Genomic DNA, 16,297 nt, shown 5'->3' on the forward strand with positions numbered 1-16,297 from the left:
TTACTGGTGGCGAAGGGTGTACGACTCGTCGGGCCTGCTCGGCCAGGAGGTTTCGGCGATGCTGTAGTTGATGGATGAGAGGTGCTCGCGGGCAATGTTCGTGGTCTCCTCGACGAAGCCGCCCCGGTTGGGTGCCCGGCGCTTGTAGGTGCCCTCGGTCATGCCTGTGTCGAGTTCCCGGTTCATGGGCCGCTGCGGGGGAAGTGCCATCAGACCGTCTTCTTTCCTGATCCGTTTCGTACGTGCCGTGCGCCTCGGTTGGTGTACTGGTGTTGGGCCATGGCCGGGGAGACGAGCGTGGAAAGTCGCTTGCCTGCGCCGAGGCCTCCGGCGCCGAGGCGGGCGGTAAACGCCACGTTGTCGCCTACGCCGGAACGACGACGGTCGTTGATCCGCTTGGCGGGAGTTACTGCGCGCTTGGTCATGTCACCTCCAGGTAGGTGCGAACTTGGCGAGGTCGGCCGTCGACTGCTGGGGGCCGGAGTTGTGGGGGCTGGCGTTGGATCCCGGGATGCTGGGCGTGTCGGCTGGGCGTCCTCGTGGTGCGAATCGCTGCTGGGTTCGGGCTTGCCGCTCGATGCCGGACATCGGCGTGAGCCATGACGGCCAGTCGTAATCGCCCCGGTCGACCTTGTCGCCCTTGTGCACGCCTCTGTCGTAGGGGCGGTCGTAGCGGACGTTGGTGCCGTAGGACTGGAGGAGCTTGTCCTGGTGGCGGCCGGTGCCTGTGGCGAGGTAGCCATCGGGGTACTCAGCATCGGGGGTATACCCCGACTGCATCATCCGCCGCATATCTAGTGCACTTCGAGCCCCTACTACAGGGAACCCACCGCCACCACCGGACCGAACTTCAGCCCCAGGATGGCCCTGCTGAAGCGGGGGGTTATACGAAGCAGTCTGATACTTCGACACGAGCCCTCCTCTCATTGGTTCGGACGGCGTGACAATTGGCGCACACGACATCACACTTGGCTATCTCTTCCCAGATCTTCTTCATGGAGTAGCTGCCCACCTTCTCCATGATGTTGAACTTCTTCACGAACTCCGGAAGGTGGTCGAACTCCAAGGCGGCCGGATGGTTGTTGTAGCCACAATCCACGCATCCCTTCCGAACCTTGTAGTCCTGAACTTCCTTTGTTTTCTTATCGGCGGCAGGCCTGGTGTACCTGACGTACAGGCAGCGATTGCACATCGTGTGCCGCTGTCCCGGATTCCTGTTCCCCCGTCCCTTGAACGTCGAGATGGGAAAAATCTGGTGGCAGCTACGACACTCGCGCAGATCTCCGTCCACCAGTCAAGCCCTCGTGCTGATGCTGGGGGTTGACCCCTTGATCGAGATGACGGTTGTCGTGCCGCCGGACTTGCCCGTGCTGGCTGCCTGGGAGCGGCTGGTTCCCTGCCCGTTGACGGAGGTTCCTGCGGCGTTGGTGGAAGTCGGGGGCGTGAACTGCTGCGAGCTGAGGTTGTTCAGCATGATCAGACCTCGTGGTTGTAGCAGCGTCGTGTGTCGAATTCGGCCCGGGAGTTGTGACTGGCACCGATCGGCTTGACGTTGCGTTCGGTGGCGGATGCCTCGGGCGCGTTCGAGAAGTCGCGGAAGACCTGCACGGCGCCGACGTGGCCGTAGCGCTCCTGGACCTGGGGACGGACTACTGCGGTCGCGGGCTCCGCGACTTCCTTGCCGATGTTGCGGGGCACGAGCTTGCCCGGGTCCGCCTGTCGGTAGTTCACGGAGATGGCGGATTCCCCCATGGTGGGGAACTGGCCGGATGAAAGGTTGTGACTGGCCACGGTATTTCCTCCTCGACTGCGGCCTGGTCTTCTGACGCGAGTACGGGTGAGGATTCCGATGATTGGCAGCTTCAGTTTACGGTCTCAGTCACGGCCGACTCGCATCAGGAGGCCGGAGACTTCCTTCTCGTCCGGCATGGTGGTGGTGAAGAACCCGAAATTGGTCTTGAGTCGCACCGCTTGCTTGGCCGCGTGTCCTTCGGCGACGGCGATGCCCTTTCCTGCCTGGCCGATGGCTCCGTGTCCCACAGCACGAATGACGACGTCCTTGCCGTCATAGATGGCGTGGGCGATGGCTGCTCCGAGCTCCTTGGTGGGAGTGTTGGTCCCTACCCGGAAAACCCTCTCGTTACCGTTGTCGGTTCCCATTTGTTGCTCCCTTTTTTCTCACGAATGCACTTCTTGAGGATATTGGGAGCACCTGGCTTCGTGTTAATACACGCAGAAAACCCCCGGGGACGCCGGGGGCTTGGTCTTGCGAGGTCAGGCAGCAATAGCTACGGGGAACCGTTCAGTGTGTGGCTTGAGATTCCCGAGCACGTCAGCCTCATAGGGTGCGTGGGACGTGCCGGTGTGGAGCGCTTCAGCGATGTGCGCCAGTCCGCAGGAGTCTGCGTTGTTGTCGTTCCGCGTCTCGACGTTCCACTTCGCCTTGACTCCGGCAATCATATCTTCCTTCGACGCCCGGTGGTTTCCGGTGACAAAGACCTTCAGCTGGGTCGGGGCGACGACCGTGGGGTAGGAGACCGGCTTAGAAGCTGCGACGGAGAGGGTCATCTTGACCATTGACGCGAGCTCCCCTGCCTCCTCCCGGCGAAACTTGCTGTTCCGGGCGTATCCCTCCATGCAGATGTGCTTTATCTCCAGATCCTTTTCGTAGATGCCGTTGAAGACGTTCACGATATTCTCGGAGACTGCTTTCAGCCGGTCGACACCCTGTCCGTATTTCTGGGCGGGGAACGCCTTGAGGTTGAACTCCATCTGATGGCGCTCGGGAACCCAGATGGCGATGGAGAACCCGCCGTATGACTGATCGATCCCGATGAAAGCATCTGTCATGGTGTACCGCCGTTTTGGTCAGGAATTCATCCCGGTCATGGTCGCACTAAACCGCACTGGATTCCTTGTCCAGTTCTAGGGGGGATTCGGTGACGGACACGGTTTCAACGGACCAGCCCCTCAAGTTGTCGCGGTCCTCGAAGCCACGGTCGATCCAGCATTCCAGCATGGCCGGACATTCACTGGCGTCGTAGTAGTCACCTTCGAACGTCGCAGTCACGCTCAGGACAACTACTTTCCGGGTGTCACCCATGCGCACCTTTCTTGATGAAGTCTGCGACCAGATCCACGTCTGTGACTCGGCGTCCGCTCATGTGGATTACGCCGTCGTCCATGGCGCGTACGTTCTCCGCTATGGCGTCCGCGTGGTCGGCGAGTAGCTGTCGCAGGTCTCCGAGCCGGAGACCGGTCCACGGCGTTCCCGGGTAGATGCAGGTGGTGCAAGTGATGAGGACCTTCTCGTCGGGGAAGGACGCGTAGATTGCCAGAGCGTGCGCCAGGGCTTCGAGAGGAGTGGACGGCGGCGTGGGGTGGTCCGCGAGGGTCTCGCGTCGCAGGCGGCTCATGCCGGTACCTCCGGGTCGGTCAGTGCTTCCTCGGTGGGGACGATCGGCCACGCCTTGTCGAGGACGATGTCCGGGTTGCCGTCCTTCTCCCGGAAATAGCGTTCCAGAGAGACGGCCTGCTGCCTGGCCCACACTTCCTGCGCCTTGTGGAGCTGCTCAGCGGGCATCTGGAGGCCCTTGTACTGGCGGATGATGACCCGCGCCACCTGGGCGGCTGCGATGGCGTCAGCGGTGGCGTCGTGAGCGTTGGTCAGCTCCACCCCGTACAGCTCGCTCATGGTGGAAAGAGTGCGCCTGCCCTTGCGGTATTTGTCGACAGCCTTGTCCAAGACGAAGGGGTCGAGGATGGGGCGTACCACGTTAGCTGTGCGGGAGCTGAGGGTCTGTACGTCGTTGCGGCGGCAGTCCCGGTCCAAAATGGTGAAGTCGTACCGGGCGTTGAAGGCGACGACCGGAATTCCCATTCCCAGGGCGTCGGACAGGGCGTTGACAATTCCGGGGAGGGCGTCCTGTGGATCGAGTCCTGCCTCGGCCAATTCTGTGGTGAAGCCGTGGACGTCGCTGGCACTCGTCGGGATTTCGATGCCGGGGTTAACGAGCGCCGACCACGCATCCCGGACGGTGCCGTCTCCTCGGATCCAGGCTACGCATGACGTCACGATGCGGGCTTCTTCGAGGTCGGTCCCGGTTGTCTCCAGGTCAAAGGCGGCGAACTCGCTTTCCCACCAGTTCATTTGATCCGCTCCATGTCCGTCGTCGCGGCCTCACTCAGCGCCAGACTGTTCAGGGCAAGCGCCGAATTGACCGACGTGTAGAGGTCGCTCAGAGATCCGTTGTTCTCAATGACGATGTCGAACAACTCGTCGGGCAGTCCATCTTCGGAAGGATGGCCGTCGGGGGCGTACCCCGGTCGCACTATCTTCATCGCGAGGAAGTCCGACCCGAAACGGTTGCGCAGGATGTCCAGCTCGTTCCCGTAGCGGACGTCGGTGATGACTGTGGGCACCACCGCTTCACCGACGTGCTCCTCCAGGAACACCTGGTACATGTCCAGGAATCGCATGGCCCAGAAGTCGATCCCGAAAACGATTCGGGCGCCGTGCCCGAAACTGGTCAGCGTTTGCCGGACATGGGGGTTCTCCCGCTTGACGGCGTCCCAGTCTCCGTTGTGCTCGTCCAGCAGCAGGAGCAGCGGCACGGTGGCGTGATCACGCTCACGGACCACGAGCGGGTTGGCCTGCTCCAGATACAGCTTGAGGACATCGGCAAAGGCCACGGGGACATATCCGTGTCGCCTTTCGATGTACGTGCCTACGGTGTCCTTTCCGACACCCTTCAGTCCGTGAATAGCTATGGATGGCAGCATGATTGGCCGTTCTACGAGTGAGTTTCCGCCGTCAGCAGGCGGTAGCCGCGTGCGTCTGCGGTGAAGCGGCGGGTCCGGATCTGGGTTGTGGTTCCAACCTTGTCCAGCTCGTTGGTGTGCTCGTTCGCGATCATTTCGTCCACGTGCTTGTAGTTCGTCAGCACGGTGCAGTGGGCAACGCCGTTCTCCACCCTGTCGACGCGGAGGGTCCGGCCGTCCATGCGGTAGTCGTTGTCGGCGTAGACCTGGCCGGGCTCGACGTAGAAGGGTGCGGCGTCAATTGCCGCGTCGATACCCTGCCGCCACCAGCGCCCGGTCGGCTTGTTCCAGTACTGGCGAAGTCGCGGCGGAACAGGAATCCCTCTGTAGTTCTCGGGGATGTTCATTGCACCTCCGGGTCGAGTTGGTCAGCCATGTACAGGCGGAGAGTCCGCGACGTGGCGTCTGGTGCTGAGTCAGCCCTGCGGCGGAAGAATTCAGCGGCGGCAGACAGCGCGATCTCTGCGAGCTGTCCGGCTCCCTTGTCGTGGGCCCCGTCGTGAATACGGATGGCCTGGGCCACGTGGTCGGCAAGGGACGGCGCGTCTTCCTGGCTCATGCCGTCACGGCCAGATCTCGGTGCAGGACGACACAGGACGGGCACATGAGAGTGTCGTCCGCGAGGTGGCCTACGAAGTCTCCCGCGCCGAACGTGCCGGGGCACCAGTCGCAGCTGCCACCGCTCGTGGCCTCTTGGGTCTGGGGGAGGTTGACCTCGGTTGCGGGGAGAAGCGTGACCTTCACTGGTTTCTCCGATCCTGAATGCTGGCGATGATTTCGAGTGCACAGAGCACCGATATGAGAGTCAGGCTGACTGTCATGGCGGCGAGGGCAGCTTTCATGAGTTCGATGAGAGTCATCAGGTCCCCCACTTTCCGCTGCGGTTTTCCAGTGAGCTGGTACCGGTACGCCGGGTGAGTTCTCGTGAGATCACCTTGCCCTTGGCTTCGAGTCCGGCGTGCACGGATTCGAGGATCTTCCGGCGGGCGTATGCCTCGGTGAGAGCGGCGGTTGCCTCTTGGACTTCCGGGTCATCCGCAGCCATGGCTTTTTGAGCGGCCACGGTTTTCTCGGTCCTGGCGGCAACTGCTGCGCGGGCCTGGGCGATTGCGAGGTGGCTTTCGCATTCCTTCTCGTTGACGGCTGCGATGGCCAGTTGTCCGCCTGCGTAGGTCGTCCAGTTGACGAAGTCGACCATCAGGCTCATCAGCCGGTTTCCGGTCAGCTCAGTCAGGTCGTCGTACAGGTCGGGTAGTACGACGCGGGGCTTGTCCCCTACGGACAGTCCTTCGCCGTACAGGGCTGTCAGAGCTCTCTGTGCGATGCTCCTGGGCTCCTCGGCGGACGGCCGGGCTCTCCTCGCCACTGCTCTTCTCCTCTGCCTTCTTCGGTTCGCAGTGCTTGCAGCCGCCCTTGGGGCAGGCCGGTACGGGTCCGCCGTCGTCTAGGGCGTTCTTGATTTCTGCGGCCGAGTTCAGGAGCTGGGTGATGATGGATTCTCGTCGCTTGACGACGAATTCCTTGGTGCCCTGATTGAACTTGGACTCGTAGATGTAGACGACGCGGTTTACATCGAGGCCTCTGATTTCGGCAATCTTGAGGTAGATCTGCCCCTGCTTGAGGTGGCTGGAGAAGGGCCGGTTGATGCCACGCCAAAGGCCTTCGTAGTCCACCAGCGTCTTGCCGTCGACCGTCTTGTGCGTGTGGGCCTTGAGGAGTTCGGGCTCCTCGAATCTGAGAGTTCCGGCGCCCACCGTCTTGAACTCCATGAAGGAGGTGCCGACGCCTCCGTCCGCGCTTCCCGCTATGAGGAGTTCCTCTTCAGCGCTCAGAGGGATCTCGTCGTACACGACGAACCAGCTGCCGCACTGCGGGCATCGGCGCTTGGATGTCCAGGACCAGGAGGAATTGCATTCCTTGCAGGACCAGTCCCCCCACAGGATCCCCATCTCGGAAAGCCAGGTCTGCCACTTGTGGTGGACCTCATGGCCATGCTGAAAGATGTTGAGGGACTGGAACCCGAATGACTCCTTGGTGTACGTGCCCCCATCTCTCAGGTTTTTGATGCGGAGGTAGGTCGCCTTGGGGCACCAGTCGCCGTGGGCCATTTCCGAGGGGTGGATGATGTCCTGGCGCCGGGAGTTGTCCTGGTTGTTCTTGGCGATGACGTGCTTCTGTACCGGCCCGAGAATTTCGGACTCGTTGTACTTCTGTGCAGCGGCAATGCTCTTCAGGCCGCCAGTGACTCGGATGGATCCGCGTCGTCCCTTGCTGGCTTTGGGACCTTTGGCGTTGGAGGATGCCATACCCAGTCACTCCTCGACAGTGCGCGGTTGCGCTTCATGTTCATGCGATCGTGATAGAGCATGCCGCCCCAGACCCCGGCACCCTCGTGATTGAGGAGTGAGAAGATCAGGCATTCACTCCGCATCGGGCAGACGGCTCCGGCATTTACTGTTTCGGCACTGGTATCGTCCCCGTTGCAGACGGCCATTGCGTGGTCTTCGTTGTCGAAGAAAGGGTCCTTCCCCGGCACGGGCACGGGAAGTGAACGGCATTTAGCTGCTCTCAGTGGGTCGTCCTCGCCGGACCAATCCGGTGCCCGCATCCGGGAGTAGAGCACCAAGGCCTATTCCTCCAGGAGCGTGTCGAACGTATAGTCGGCGACCAGGACCCAGTTCCGACCACCCAGGTTGATGACGAAACGCATGTCCTTGCCGTCGGCAAGAGCGTTCCTTTCGGCAGTGATGAGGTCGGCGAGCTTCAGGGGGAACGACTTCTTGTCGGTGTACTTGAGCTCATCGGAGTACTTCTCGGTACGGACGTCGTTCTTGTGGCGCCAGCCGTTCCCGCTGCCCGGGTTCACCTTGCCGCCGACCTTGGCTGCCCAGGCCTTCTCCTGATTGCGCGACTTGCGCTGGCCGTCGGTGACCATCAGCGCTGTCCGAAGGCCATGAATTCGTAGAAGGCGCGGTCAGCTCGCGTCAGGGAGCAGCTCGGGGCCGTGACGAACCTTCCCCACCAGGAGGCGTGCTGTCGGCCGCAGGGGCAGTTCATGCGGCCTCCTCCAGGTCGTCCTCGACCTCGTTGAGGGTGGCTCCGGAGTCCCCGAGGGCGGTGGCGCGTATCGACGCGTCCAGTTCGTCCTGGAGGGTGAGGTCGGAGCGGATCGCGGTGAGCATCGGTTCTGCCCCCTTGTACCGCTCTCCGGCGAGGTCGAAGTAGCTTCCCCGGCGCTCGATCAGGTCGTAGAGGACGCCGAGGGTGACGAGTTCCTTGACGCGGTCGTGCTCTCCGGCCCGGAATCCGTGCTGGGGAGCGTTCTCGAAGTAGAAGTCGTAGTTGGCGACCTTGTGAGGTGCCGACTGCTTGTTCTTGATGGCCTTGGCCTTGACGACCTGTCCAACCCGGCGCTTCATGTTCTTTCCGGGAATGGGTTCGTCGATGTACTCGGTGCGGGTGAGTTCCAGCCGCGAGTAGAAGGCGTAGTTCTTGGCTTCTCCGCCCGGGGTGGTGTTCGGGGTGCCCTGGGGGGAGAAGGTTCCGATAGCCTTGCGGAACTGGTTGATGAAGAGTCCGACAACGGGCTTTTCTTCGCTGACGAGACTGCGGCCCATGGAAGACCCGACCTTGCGGAAGAATTGCCCCGTGCGACGGGCACCGAGTCCGACGACCATGTCCTGCATGTCCTTCTCTTCTTCCTGATCGGCTACGAGAGCCGGGTAGGAGTCGAGGACAAGGAGGTCGTAGGCGCGTGAGTCGGCCGACCGTACAAGGATCTCGTAGGCCTTCTCCATGTTGTTGGTGGAGGCCAGGTGGACGCGGGAGTTGTCGACTCCCAGGCTCTCTGCCCACTTCGTGTTGTACGCCTCGGCAGCGATCCACAAGGCCATGAAGTCGGGGTCTCGCTGCTGATTCGCGAAGAGCGTCATGTAGGCGAGGGAGGTCTTGGAGGAGCTTTCCCGGCCGACAACCTCGGACCACTGGTTGGAGGGCCAGCCTCCGCCGAGGGCGATGTCCACGCTCAGTGAGCCAGTCGTCAGCGGCTTGCGTTCGGGTACCTCGGAGGCGAGTACGAGTGTGCCCTCGCCGAATTTCTTGTTGATCTGCGCCTGTGTGGCGAGCGCTTCCTTGCTGAGTGGCACGAGACACCTATGCCTTCACGAATGGACGTTCTGTCCTGCGGTGACCTCAGCCTACATTGTGACCACTTAGATGACAATTAAGTGGTCATGGATACTTCTGGTGGCCAAACCAAAGGCCCGACGACCGCCAACTACGGGGGTCGACGAGCCGCTTGATGACCGGTCAGGCAGCTACGAGGTCGACAACCTCACACCCGCCACCGGCCGCCGAACAAGCAAGTTCCTGGGAGCCGGTCGTCCCGTCGGCCGTCTCGTAGAACGACAGGTCGCTCCACTGAAGCACGGGCATCCGGGCCACCATCGCCTCGTACTCCTCCCGTGTGCACTCCTGGTAGGGCGCCTGCTGGTAGGTGTGCTCGGAGTACGGGAGGAAGGAGACGCCGCTGAGCTCGTCCAGGTGCGCCTGGACCCACAGCCTCACGGTCTCCCACTCGTCCTCGCGCACGGAAATCGTCACGGACGGCTTGTGTTCGCACCACGCCCGCTGATAGCTGAGCCAGATTTCCAGGTGCTGCACGGCTGTCAGGTCTGCGCGCGTCACTGCTCCTTCCGGCGCCTTCACTGGGAAGGAGAAGACCCAGTTGGAGCTGGTCATGAGGTCTTCCTCGTATGGCACCCCGGCGTCCACCATCAGCTTGGACAGCGGATCCTTCTTGTCCCCCCGCACCGTGCGGATGTAGTACTTGCTGTGCCACGGGTGAAGGCCTGATGAAACGCCCGTGAGCTGGGAGACAGTTCCGCTCGGCTTGACGCACGTGGTTGCCGCACTGACATTGATGCCTATGTTTCCGGCCTCGATTTCATTTGCCGAAATCACGAGATCCTGAAGGTTCGCCAGCAGGGTCTCCAACTCGTCCCGGCCGCCCGAACCGTTCGTCAGAGCGTTCCCGAACACGCCGGTCAAACTGACTCCAAGAAGACGCTCCTCCTCCGCATTCTGGCGCCACTCATCACGCAGATAGGGAAAGTCGGTGAGTGTCGACTGCCACGTCCCGACAATGGCGGCAAGTATTACCTTCGTCTCCAGGTACTCAACGGAATCCTCGGCCCGCACAACGACCTCGGACAGATTGCAGAAGCCGAGCGGACGAAGCAAAATTTCGCTGCATGGATTGGTGCCGAACTCAACGTCCGTGCTCCGACGCCCGTTCTTACCCGCCTGCCGCTGAGCCGCGTCCCGATTGAAAATCCCCCGCTCACCCGAGCCGGAGGCCACAAGGTTCGCCCACTCTGCGGTGAACTCCTCACTGGACATGCCGTCCGTGTACACCGCCGAGTTGTTGGCCAGCGCACGGTGCGGATCCTGTGACCACCACTCCCCCGACTTCGCCTGAGCCATCTCCTGGTCGTCCAGGTCCGACAGGGAGATCATCGCCGACCGGCGCACACCGCCCACTACAACGACGGAAGCTACCTTGCAGGCCAGATCGTAGGCCTCGATAGGCCGCAGTTGACGCCCTTGCGCGTTCATGAACAAGTTCACCGTGAACTTGAAGAGATCCCGCAGGGGCTCCGGCCCGGATGCGCGACCTCCGAACGTCTCCAGGCGGGCTCCGGCGGGCCGGACAGCGGACAGGTCCCACTCAGGCCTTACGCCGTTCCATAGAGCCGTCAGCAAGGCCCTGAAGCCGTACGCCCAGCCCTCCTTGGAGTCCTGAACGCAGATGGTCTGTCCGAAGCTCCGCGTGATGTGCTTCGGTACAACAGGAAGCTTGTCGACGTACCGCCGCTCCACCGAGAAGCCGACGCCGGTTCCGTTCATCAGGATGTACAGCAACTCGTCGAAGGACTTCGGGTTGTCCAACGGGAGGTACGAGCAGTTGTACCCCGCAATGTGGGACCGCTCCAGCGCCTCACCGGCTGTCATGACCGACCGCATCGACGGCACGATGTCGTGGGCGAGAATCGCCTCGCGCACGGCCCACAGGATGCCAGCCGGGGGCACGTAGTTCTGCGTCGCGGCAAGGTGCTTGACCATGAATCGCATATAACGGTCGACGGTCTCGGTCCACGTCTCCCGGCGCGCGTCCTCGGCTATCCAGCGGGAGTAGCGGGACTTTGAAATGAAGGACCGGTAAGCGTCGGCGATGTCACCGTCGGGCGTGAGCAGCTCAGTCAAGATAGTGGCCTTTCTCGGGCACCGGGCGGTCAGCCGAGGTGGTGGAAAATGTTCTGGGCGTTGAAGGAGTTCGTCTTGGATTCAGTAGTCTGACGGGCGGCCTTGACCGGTCCGACGTCCTCCCCGCGCAGCGTGACTCCGGAGCCTGACTGTGACAGCGGGAATCCGCAGTCGAAGCAGCGCGCGCGGGCCTTCGGTGCCGAGGGGTGTGTTCCGTAGTTCGAGCTGTTGCAGTTTGGGCAGGCTTCCTGGGACTGCTTGGCCCACTGCACGAGCTCCATCGCTCTGGCCCCTTCCTCCGGGGCCGTCTGCGGCGGCTGTACCGGTTGGGCGGGCTGTGGGGGCGGCACGGTCGTCTGCTGCCACCAGGGAAGCGTGCCGGTCGGCTGTGGCGGCGTCGGCGCGGTCTGCTGTTGGGTGGAGGGCATGAACTGAGCCCAGAAATCAGCCATGGAAGTGCACCTCCGGAAAATTGGGAACGAGAAGACCTGCGCTGACTAGTCCCGCGATGATGGAAAAGGATGCGATGGCGAAGAGCGACCCGAGACTGTCCGGGTCGAGCTCCTCAGCGGAAACCGATGGGTGAGAATTCAGGATACCGGTGACAGCCACCTTGGCTGCTAGCTGTGCCTCGGTGCTGATCTGGAAGCTGAGGGGGTAGACCGTAGTCAGCCGAACGTCCGCCGCCTCATGCTCCATTTCTGTGACGTCAGCACTTGCCGGATGAAGTCCGTACCGGACCTGCGTCTCAGGGTCCAGCAGGGAATCGTGACAGACCATGTCCCAGACCAGACGTCGGTACAGCGGCATGAGTTCTTCAGGTACGTCGCTCACTGATGGCCTTCCTGAGTTCGTGCACAAGTTGCTTGGATGCTCCCGGATTTATCACCCGGAAGACGCTTACTTCTACTCCGAGAATCCCCAGAAGATCCTCAATTTCCGCGCACTGACTGGCTGCGTCACTCACCTTGCATGCACCCATCACTGATCCTTCAGGTCACTTTGCTTCCGCCCAGCTCTGCCCAATGTGGGCGTCACAGTCGAGCGGAACACGGAGGAGATCCTGGATTTCGCTGCCGAGCATTGCCTCTTCGAGAAGCTGCTTGGCCTCTTCGGCACGGTGATCAGGGGCGAGAACCATGAGCTCGTCATGGACGGTCATGATGAGCTGGATACGGTCCGCCGGATTCTGGTGGCGGGCGTAGTCGGCCTCGCATACCTTGTCCGCCCGGATCATGGCCACCTTGATGAGGTAGGCGGCCGATCCCTGGATAAGGGTGTTGACGGCCTGACGCTCCGCCTTGGACTGGATAGCCCAGACGCGGGACTCGAATTGCCGCTCGTTGTACTTCTCGCCATTGAACGTACGCCGGGCGGCAGCCATGGCGCCCTTTCGGGTGATCTCCGGCAGGCGCCGGTACTGACCGGACATGGTGCGGATGTGCGGGAAGTCCACCCGCGCACGGCACCGTTCGACAACCCGGCGGGTGAAGGCGTGAATCTCCGGGAACATCTGGGCGTGCCGCTCCAGGAATTCCTTCGCCTGCTTAAGCGTAATACCGCCCATGGAGGCGACCTTGGCCGCTCCGGCTCCGTAGACGATCGCAAAGTTGAGGCCCTTTGCGACCTGCCGCATTTCCTTGGTGACGTCCTCGAACGCGACACCGTACACAGCTGCGGCAGTCGCGGTGTGCGCGTCGACTCCGGCCATGAAACCGTCGTAGAGACGGCCCTTGCCGATGTAGTGGGCGAGCACGCGGAGTTCGACCTGCCCGTAGTCGCCAACGACGAGTTTCCACCCGCAGGGGGCTTCAAATGCTGACCGGAATTTGGAGCCGTTGGGGCCGTGCGCCGGGATGTTCTGGAGGTTCGGGTCCGAGCTGGAGAAACGGCCGGTCACCGTTCCGTATTGCTTGAACTGGGCGTGTATTCGCCCGTTGAAGATGATGGACGACGTGCCCTTAGCAGGGTCGCCGAGATATTTATTGAGGTAGCCGAGGAGCTTTGCGACTTCGGAGTGCTCGGCAAGTGCCTGCACCACCGGGTTGTCGGCGTGTGCTTCGAGCGCCTCCGCGTCAGTGGAGTAGTCGGTGATCTCCAGCTCGCGGCCAAGGGCCTTCTTCTTCTTGCCTGCCGGTGTGAGCTTGATCGGCTTCAGGCCCTGGCCGCCGGATCGCTTGGACCCGTAGAGCACCTGCTGCTTCTGCGGGACGGACCCAATGTCGAACTTCTTGTCCGCCGCACGGTAGACGGCTGCCTCAGCAATGATCAGCCGGTCGGCGAACTCGTCCCGCAGTTCTTCGAGCCGTGGGACGCTGACCGGTGCCCCGGGGATCGCCATACGGGAGACGACCCCGGTGATCTCCTCTTCCATCTCCACCGTGGAGGTCAAGTCCTCAGGGGCCAGCTGCGGGTGAAGGAGCTGGAACAGCAACCAGGTGTACCGGGCGTCGAGAAGGGAGTACAGCGCCACCGTTTTGAAGGTGTGCTTGGTGATGTCCTTGCCGACTTCTTCGGTGTCGTACTTGAGCTGGAAGTAGTGCTCGACAAGGTCCTTCAAGCCCTTGGAAGGCTTGTTGTACATCTTTCCCGCTGCGCTACGGACGCGCGGCTCGAAATTCTCGTCGAGAAGCCACTGGTCGACAACCGTGTCCGTGTAAGGCCCTGGGGGCACGTCACCGAAATACTTAGACACAGACACCAGGTCGAATGGAAGGTTGTGGCCGACCTTCCTCCGGTTGGAAAAGAACAGCGGGCGCAGGATTTCGAAGACGACAGACGGGCGCAGCTGCTCCGGCGGGGCGGAGAACACGGCCGGAATCTGCTCGAACTTCTTGGTGACCTTATTCTTTTTGCGGGTGGCCTTGCTGATCACCTTGTTGCCATTCGGATGACCGAAGGGAATAGCCACAACCCGGCCATAGGTAGCCATGGAAAGCCATACAACCTCGGTCTGCGCCGGAATTAGCCGGTGCTCCCCCATGCCCTCCGTGTCGAATGCGAATGCATCGAATTGCATGAAGTAGTCGACGGCGTCTCTGAGGTCTTCCTCAGTAAGAATGATGTCCGGGGACAAGGCTGACTCCAGGTGCACAAATGCCTTCCCCGGAATTCCCGAAGTTCATCCGGGGAAGGCAAGAGAGGTGGGACTCAGACAAGTGCGTCGGCGACGCGGTCGAGCTCCTTAAAGGACGGAATCTGGTACAGCTCGTCGTCGTACAGCTCGAACGCGTTACGCTGCTTGTCCGTGAGGGGCTTGAGGTCCAGCTCGGGAAGGTCTTCCTCGAAGATCGGCTCCAGGTGGTACTTCGTGTTGAGCCCGGTTCCCTTGCTGGTTGCCACGATGTAGATCTCTGTCAGTTTGGTGCGTCGTCCGATGCTCTTGTCGATCATCTGGAGCTGGTCGGAGATGGCGCCGCCGATCTCCCACACGGCGAGCTCCGGCTTCTTTCCGGGCTCCAGGACCGCCACATTGAGGTAGGCGCGTGGGGCGTTCGGCTTGTCCCCCACGTCGCACAGCGGGCACTCCAGCTCGGCCTCGTCGTCGTCAATCGCCAGCGAGGCAGGGCAGATAAACGCTCGCTTGCCTTCTTCCAGCTCGACCCAGTGGCGTGCGAAGGTCGCGAAGGGTCCGTCCTCTTCGAGGAGGACGACGACAGACTCCTCGGCTGTCGGCTTGAACTTCTTCTCGAAGTCGCTGCTCTTCGCCTTCGTCTTCTCATACGCAGCCCAACCGCGAGCAACACGGCGGCCAGGCCGAGCAGCAGCAGCAGCGCGCCTTCGGCGAGGAGGCTCATCCTCGTCATCCTCGTTCACAGGCTCAGCACGGCGACGGCGTGAACGCGGTGCCTCTTCTACATCGTCCTCATCGTCGTCCCGGTGGACAGCTCGGCGTCGGCGAGGAGGTTCCTCGGCTTCATCGTCCTCCGCGTCCTCGGGCTCAGGGCGGCGGCGGCGAGGACGCGTGTCCTCCTCGTCCGCAGCGGGACGGCGGCGGCGGCGCGGGGTCTCCTGCTCCTCGTAGTCATCAGCGTCGTCGACAGGACGGCGTCGGCGGGCGGCAGTAGCCATTAGCGCTCCAATGCGGGGTGATCAGTGATGAACGACGAGGAGTCCTCCGGGACCAGTGCCTCTGCCCTTCTACGGTGAGAGAGAAGAAGGGCGTCCAGCTTGTCCCGTGCGAATTTGGGAGGGCCGATTCCTTCTGGCACCTCGTCCTCGGAAAATTCGATACCGGCCGAAATCTCGACGAACTCGTAGTTTCCTACGTTGACGCGCTCAGTGGTGGAGAGGGTGAACTTCATTCAGTTCTCTTCTCGGTGGAAATCTGCACGGCGCCACTGAGCGGCTTCTTCGCCAGTTCCAGGAAGAGATCGAGAACGAGTTCGCGGAATCGCGTCTTCTCAATCCGAGGTCTGGCTTCTCCGAGAATGCCAACCTCAGCTGCTATGCGGATGATGCCCTCGATCTGCGGGCGCGTATAGATGCGCTGCCGCTTCTCCGCGTGAGCTGATGGAGACCGGATTCCCTCGGGAATGTACCCCTGGCGTTCCCAGAGACGAATGGTTCCGGGACGGCGGTCGAGTGCGGCAGCAAGGTCTCCGATGGAGAAGAACTCGTACTCGTTGCCGTCCACCACGTATGTACGCGGGTTGGCAGCCCAGTCGTTGGTGGGCGCAATCGCTGCATCCGGCGGCCCGGAGCTAGAGCGGGCAATCTTCTTGCTGCTGCCGGGGTAGTACTCCTCCGCGAGTTCGGAGAAGCTGTCTTCCCACCCCATCACGTTGCCTTCGGCTTGAAGGCATATGACACCTTCGTATCGAAGAGAGAGTCGATTTCCTCTTCGGAGACCCGGCCGTCGGCGTGGGCAGCGTAGAGGGCGTCCATGTCGATCGTGGGAACGTGCGCCACGACGTCGTTTTCGATTCCCTTGGCCTTGGCCAGCGCAAGGGCCCTCTCTTCGTTGAGGGTTGTGGAGATGCGGGCTTCCCGCTTCAGCTCCTCATACGTTTTGTTGCCGACAACGACGGGAACGCTGAGACGAAGGCTGGAGCTGCCTGTCTCATCCTTGTCTCCGTGAAGGACGATGTCAGCCATGATGTCGTCCCGCAGCTTGTTCATGCGGGTTGTCATCGTGTCGCTCTGGGCTTTCATCAGCGCCCACTGCCGAACCTTTTCCGACCTCGGGTCACTCTCCATAGCCATGCAGGCC

At 61.9% G+C, this 16,297-nt stretch carries 27 protein-coding genes; all 27 read right to left on the reverse strand.

The window, feature by feature from the left end:
• The gene (locus tag ACIOHC_RS35760) at nt 1–210 is read right to left on the reverse strand and encodes a hypothetical protein (RefSeq protein ID WP_401845629.1); all 210 of its coding nucleotides are present in this window, start codon (nt 208–210) and stop codon (nt 1–3) included.
• Nucleotides 210–425: a hypothetical protein gene (locus ACIOHC_RS35765; protein ID WP_401845631.1), complete on the reverse strand. Its 216-nt coding sequence runs from the start codon at nt 423–425 to the stop codon at nt 210–212. The genes ACIOHC_RS35760 and ACIOHC_RS35765 overlap by 1 nt, the downstream gene beginning before the upstream one ends.
• A 1-nt stretch (nt 426) precedes the next feature.
• On the reverse strand, nt 427–783 hold the full coding sequence (locus ACIOHC_RS35770) for a hypothetical protein (RefSeq protein ID WP_401845632.1): 357 nt from the start codon (nt 781–783) through the stop codon (nt 427–429).
• Between the two features lie 100 nt (nt 784–883).
• The gene (locus ACIOHC_RS35775; RefSeq protein WP_401845633.1) at nt 884–1,291 is read right to left on the reverse strand and encodes a hypothetical protein; all 408 of its coding nucleotides are present in this window, start codon (nt 1,289–1,291) and stop codon (nt 884–886) included.
• Between the two features lie 3 nt (nt 1,292–1,294).
• A complete protein-coding gene (locus ACIOHC_RS35780) occupies nt 1,295–1,474 on the reverse strand; it encodes a hypothetical protein (protein ID WP_401845635.1) in 180 nt (59 codons plus the stop codon).
• Nucleotides 1,475–1,476: 2 nt separating this feature from the next.
• On the reverse strand, nt 1,477–1,791 hold the full coding sequence (locus ACIOHC_RS35785; protein WP_401845638.1) for a hypothetical protein: 315 nt from the start codon (nt 1,789–1,791) through the stop codon (nt 1,477–1,479).
• 84 nt (nt 1,792–1,875) lie between these two features.
• Complete coding sequence (locus ACIOHC_RS35790; protein ID WP_401845639.1) at nt 1,876–2,160, reverse strand: stage V sporulation protein S; 285 nt, start codon at nt 2,158–2,160, stop codon at nt 1,876–1,878.
• Between the two features lie 114 nt (nt 2,161–2,274).
• Nucleotides 2,275–2,850: a hypothetical protein gene (locus tag ACIOHC_RS35795; protein WP_401845642.1), complete on the reverse strand. Its 576-nt coding sequence runs from the start codon at nt 2,848–2,850 to the stop codon at nt 2,275–2,277.
• A gap of 46 nt (nt 2,851–2,896) precedes the next feature.
• On the reverse strand, nt 2,897–3,103 hold the full coding sequence (locus tag ACIOHC_RS35800; protein ID WP_401845643.1) for a hypothetical protein: 207 nt from the start codon (nt 3,101–3,103) through the stop codon (nt 2,897–2,899).
• Nucleotides 3,096–3,416, reverse strand: a complete 321-nt coding sequence (locus tag ACIOHC_RS35805; RefSeq protein ID WP_401845646.1) for a hypothetical protein — start codon at nt 3,414–3,416, stop codon at nt 3,096–3,098. The genes ACIOHC_RS35800 and ACIOHC_RS35805 overlap by 8 nt, the downstream gene beginning before the upstream one ends.
• Entirely contained in the window at nt 3,413–4,150 is a 738-nt protein-coding gene (locus ACIOHC_RS35810) for an exonuclease domain-containing protein (protein ID WP_401845647.1), read from the reverse strand. The genes ACIOHC_RS35805 and ACIOHC_RS35810 overlap by 4 nt, the downstream gene beginning before the upstream one ends.
• Nucleotides 4,147–4,692 (reverse strand): hypothetical protein, encoded by a 546-nt coding sequence (locus ACIOHC_RS35815; RefSeq protein ID WP_401845650.1) that lies wholly within the window; start codon nt 4,690–4,692, stop codon nt 4,147–4,149. The genes ACIOHC_RS35810 and ACIOHC_RS35815 overlap by 4 nt, the downstream gene beginning before the upstream one ends.
• Nucleotides 4,693–4,793: 101 nt before the next feature.
• A complete protein-coding gene (locus ACIOHC_RS35820; RefSeq protein ID WP_401845652.1) occupies nt 4,794–5,168 on the reverse strand; it encodes a hypothetical protein in 375 nt (124 codons plus the stop codon).
• Nucleotides 5,165–5,380: a hypothetical protein gene (locus tag ACIOHC_RS35825; RefSeq protein ID WP_401845653.1), complete on the reverse strand. Its 216-nt coding sequence runs from the start codon at nt 5,378–5,380 to the stop codon at nt 5,165–5,167. Before ACIOHC_RS35825 ends, ACIOHC_RS35820 begins: the two co-directional genes overlap by 4 nt.
• A gap of 300 nt (nt 5,381–5,680) precedes the next feature.
• The gene (locus ACIOHC_RS35830; protein ID WP_401845656.1) at nt 5,681–6,028 is read right to left on the reverse strand and encodes a hypothetical protein; all 348 of its coding nucleotides are present in this window, start codon (nt 6,026–6,028) and stop codon (nt 5,681–5,683) included.
• 19 nt (nt 6,029–6,047) lie between these two features.
• Nucleotides 6,048–7,127 carry a hypothetical protein gene (locus ACIOHC_RS35835; RefSeq protein WP_401845657.1) on the reverse strand — a complete coding sequence of 360 codons (1,080 nt, stop codon included), beginning with the start codon at nt 7,125–7,127 and terminating at the stop codon, nt 6,048–6,050.
• Nucleotides 7,052–7,429 carry a WhiB family transcriptional regulator gene (locus tag ACIOHC_RS35840; RefSeq protein ID WP_401845893.1) on the reverse strand — a complete coding sequence of 126 codons (378 nt, stop codon included), beginning with the start codon at nt 7,427–7,429 and terminating at the stop codon, nt 7,052–7,054. The genes ACIOHC_RS35835 and ACIOHC_RS35840 overlap by 76 nt, the downstream gene beginning before the upstream one ends.
• Nucleotides 7,430–7,450: 21 nt before the next feature.
• Nucleotides 7,451–7,756, reverse strand: a complete 306-nt coding sequence (locus ACIOHC_RS35845; protein ID WP_401845660.1) for a hypothetical protein — start codon at nt 7,754–7,756, stop codon at nt 7,451–7,453.
• Nucleotides 7,757–7,874: 118 nt separating this feature from the next.
• Nucleotides 7,875–8,966, reverse strand: coding sequence for a hypothetical protein (locus ACIOHC_RS35850; protein WP_401845663.1), 1,092 nt, complete (start codon nt 8,964–8,966; stop codon nt 7,875–7,877).
• Nucleotides 8,967–9,129: 163 nt separating this feature from the next.
• The gene (locus ACIOHC_RS35855; protein ID WP_401845664.1) at nt 9,130–11,085 is read right to left on the reverse strand and encodes a hypothetical protein; all 1,956 of its coding nucleotides are present in this window, start codon (nt 11,083–11,085) and stop codon (nt 9,130–9,132) included.
• 29 nt (nt 11,086–11,114) lie between these two features.
• Nucleotides 11,115–11,537 (reverse strand): hypothetical protein, encoded by a 423-nt coding sequence (locus ACIOHC_RS35860; protein ID WP_401845665.1) that lies wholly within the window; start codon nt 11,535–11,537, stop codon nt 11,115–11,117.
• Nucleotides 11,530–11,919: a hypothetical protein gene (locus tag ACIOHC_RS35865; protein ID WP_401845668.1), complete on the reverse strand. Its 390-nt coding sequence runs from the start codon at nt 11,917–11,919 to the stop codon at nt 11,530–11,532. The genes ACIOHC_RS35860 and ACIOHC_RS35865 overlap by 8 nt, the downstream gene beginning before the upstream one ends.
• A gap of 163 nt (nt 11,920–12,082) precedes the next feature.
• Complete coding sequence (locus ACIOHC_RS35870; protein WP_401845670.1) at nt 12,083–14,161, reverse strand: DNA polymerase; 2,079 nt, start codon at nt 14,159–14,161, stop codon at nt 12,083–12,085.
• A gap of 74 nt (nt 14,162–14,235) precedes the next feature.
• Nucleotides 14,236–15,156 (reverse strand): hypothetical protein, encoded by a 921-nt coding sequence (locus ACIOHC_RS35875; protein WP_401845673.1) that lies wholly within the window; start codon nt 15,154–15,156, stop codon nt 14,236–14,238.
• The gene (locus ACIOHC_RS35880) at nt 15,156–15,389 is read right to left on the reverse strand and encodes a hypothetical protein (protein WP_401845675.1); all 234 of its coding nucleotides are present in this window, start codon (nt 15,387–15,389) and stop codon (nt 15,156–15,158) included. The genes ACIOHC_RS35875 and ACIOHC_RS35880 overlap by 1 nt, the downstream gene beginning before the upstream one ends.
• Nucleotides 15,386–15,865 (reverse strand): hypothetical protein, encoded by a 480-nt coding sequence (locus ACIOHC_RS35885; protein WP_401845677.1) that lies wholly within the window; start codon nt 15,863–15,865, stop codon nt 15,386–15,388. Before ACIOHC_RS35885 ends, ACIOHC_RS35880 begins: the two co-directional genes overlap by 4 nt.
• Complete coding sequence (locus ACIOHC_RS35890; protein WP_401845679.1) at nt 15,865–16,290, reverse strand: hypothetical protein; 426 nt, start codon at nt 16,288–16,290, stop codon at nt 15,865–15,867. Before ACIOHC_RS35890 ends, ACIOHC_RS35885 begins: the two co-directional genes overlap by 1 nt.
• Nucleotides 16,291–16,297 lie beyond the last annotated feature (7 nt).

The sequence above is a fragment of the Streptomyces sp. NPDC088252 genome (assembly GCF_044740965.1).
GTDB lineage: Bacteria > Actinomycetota > Actinomycetes > Streptomycetales > Streptomycetaceae > Streptomyces.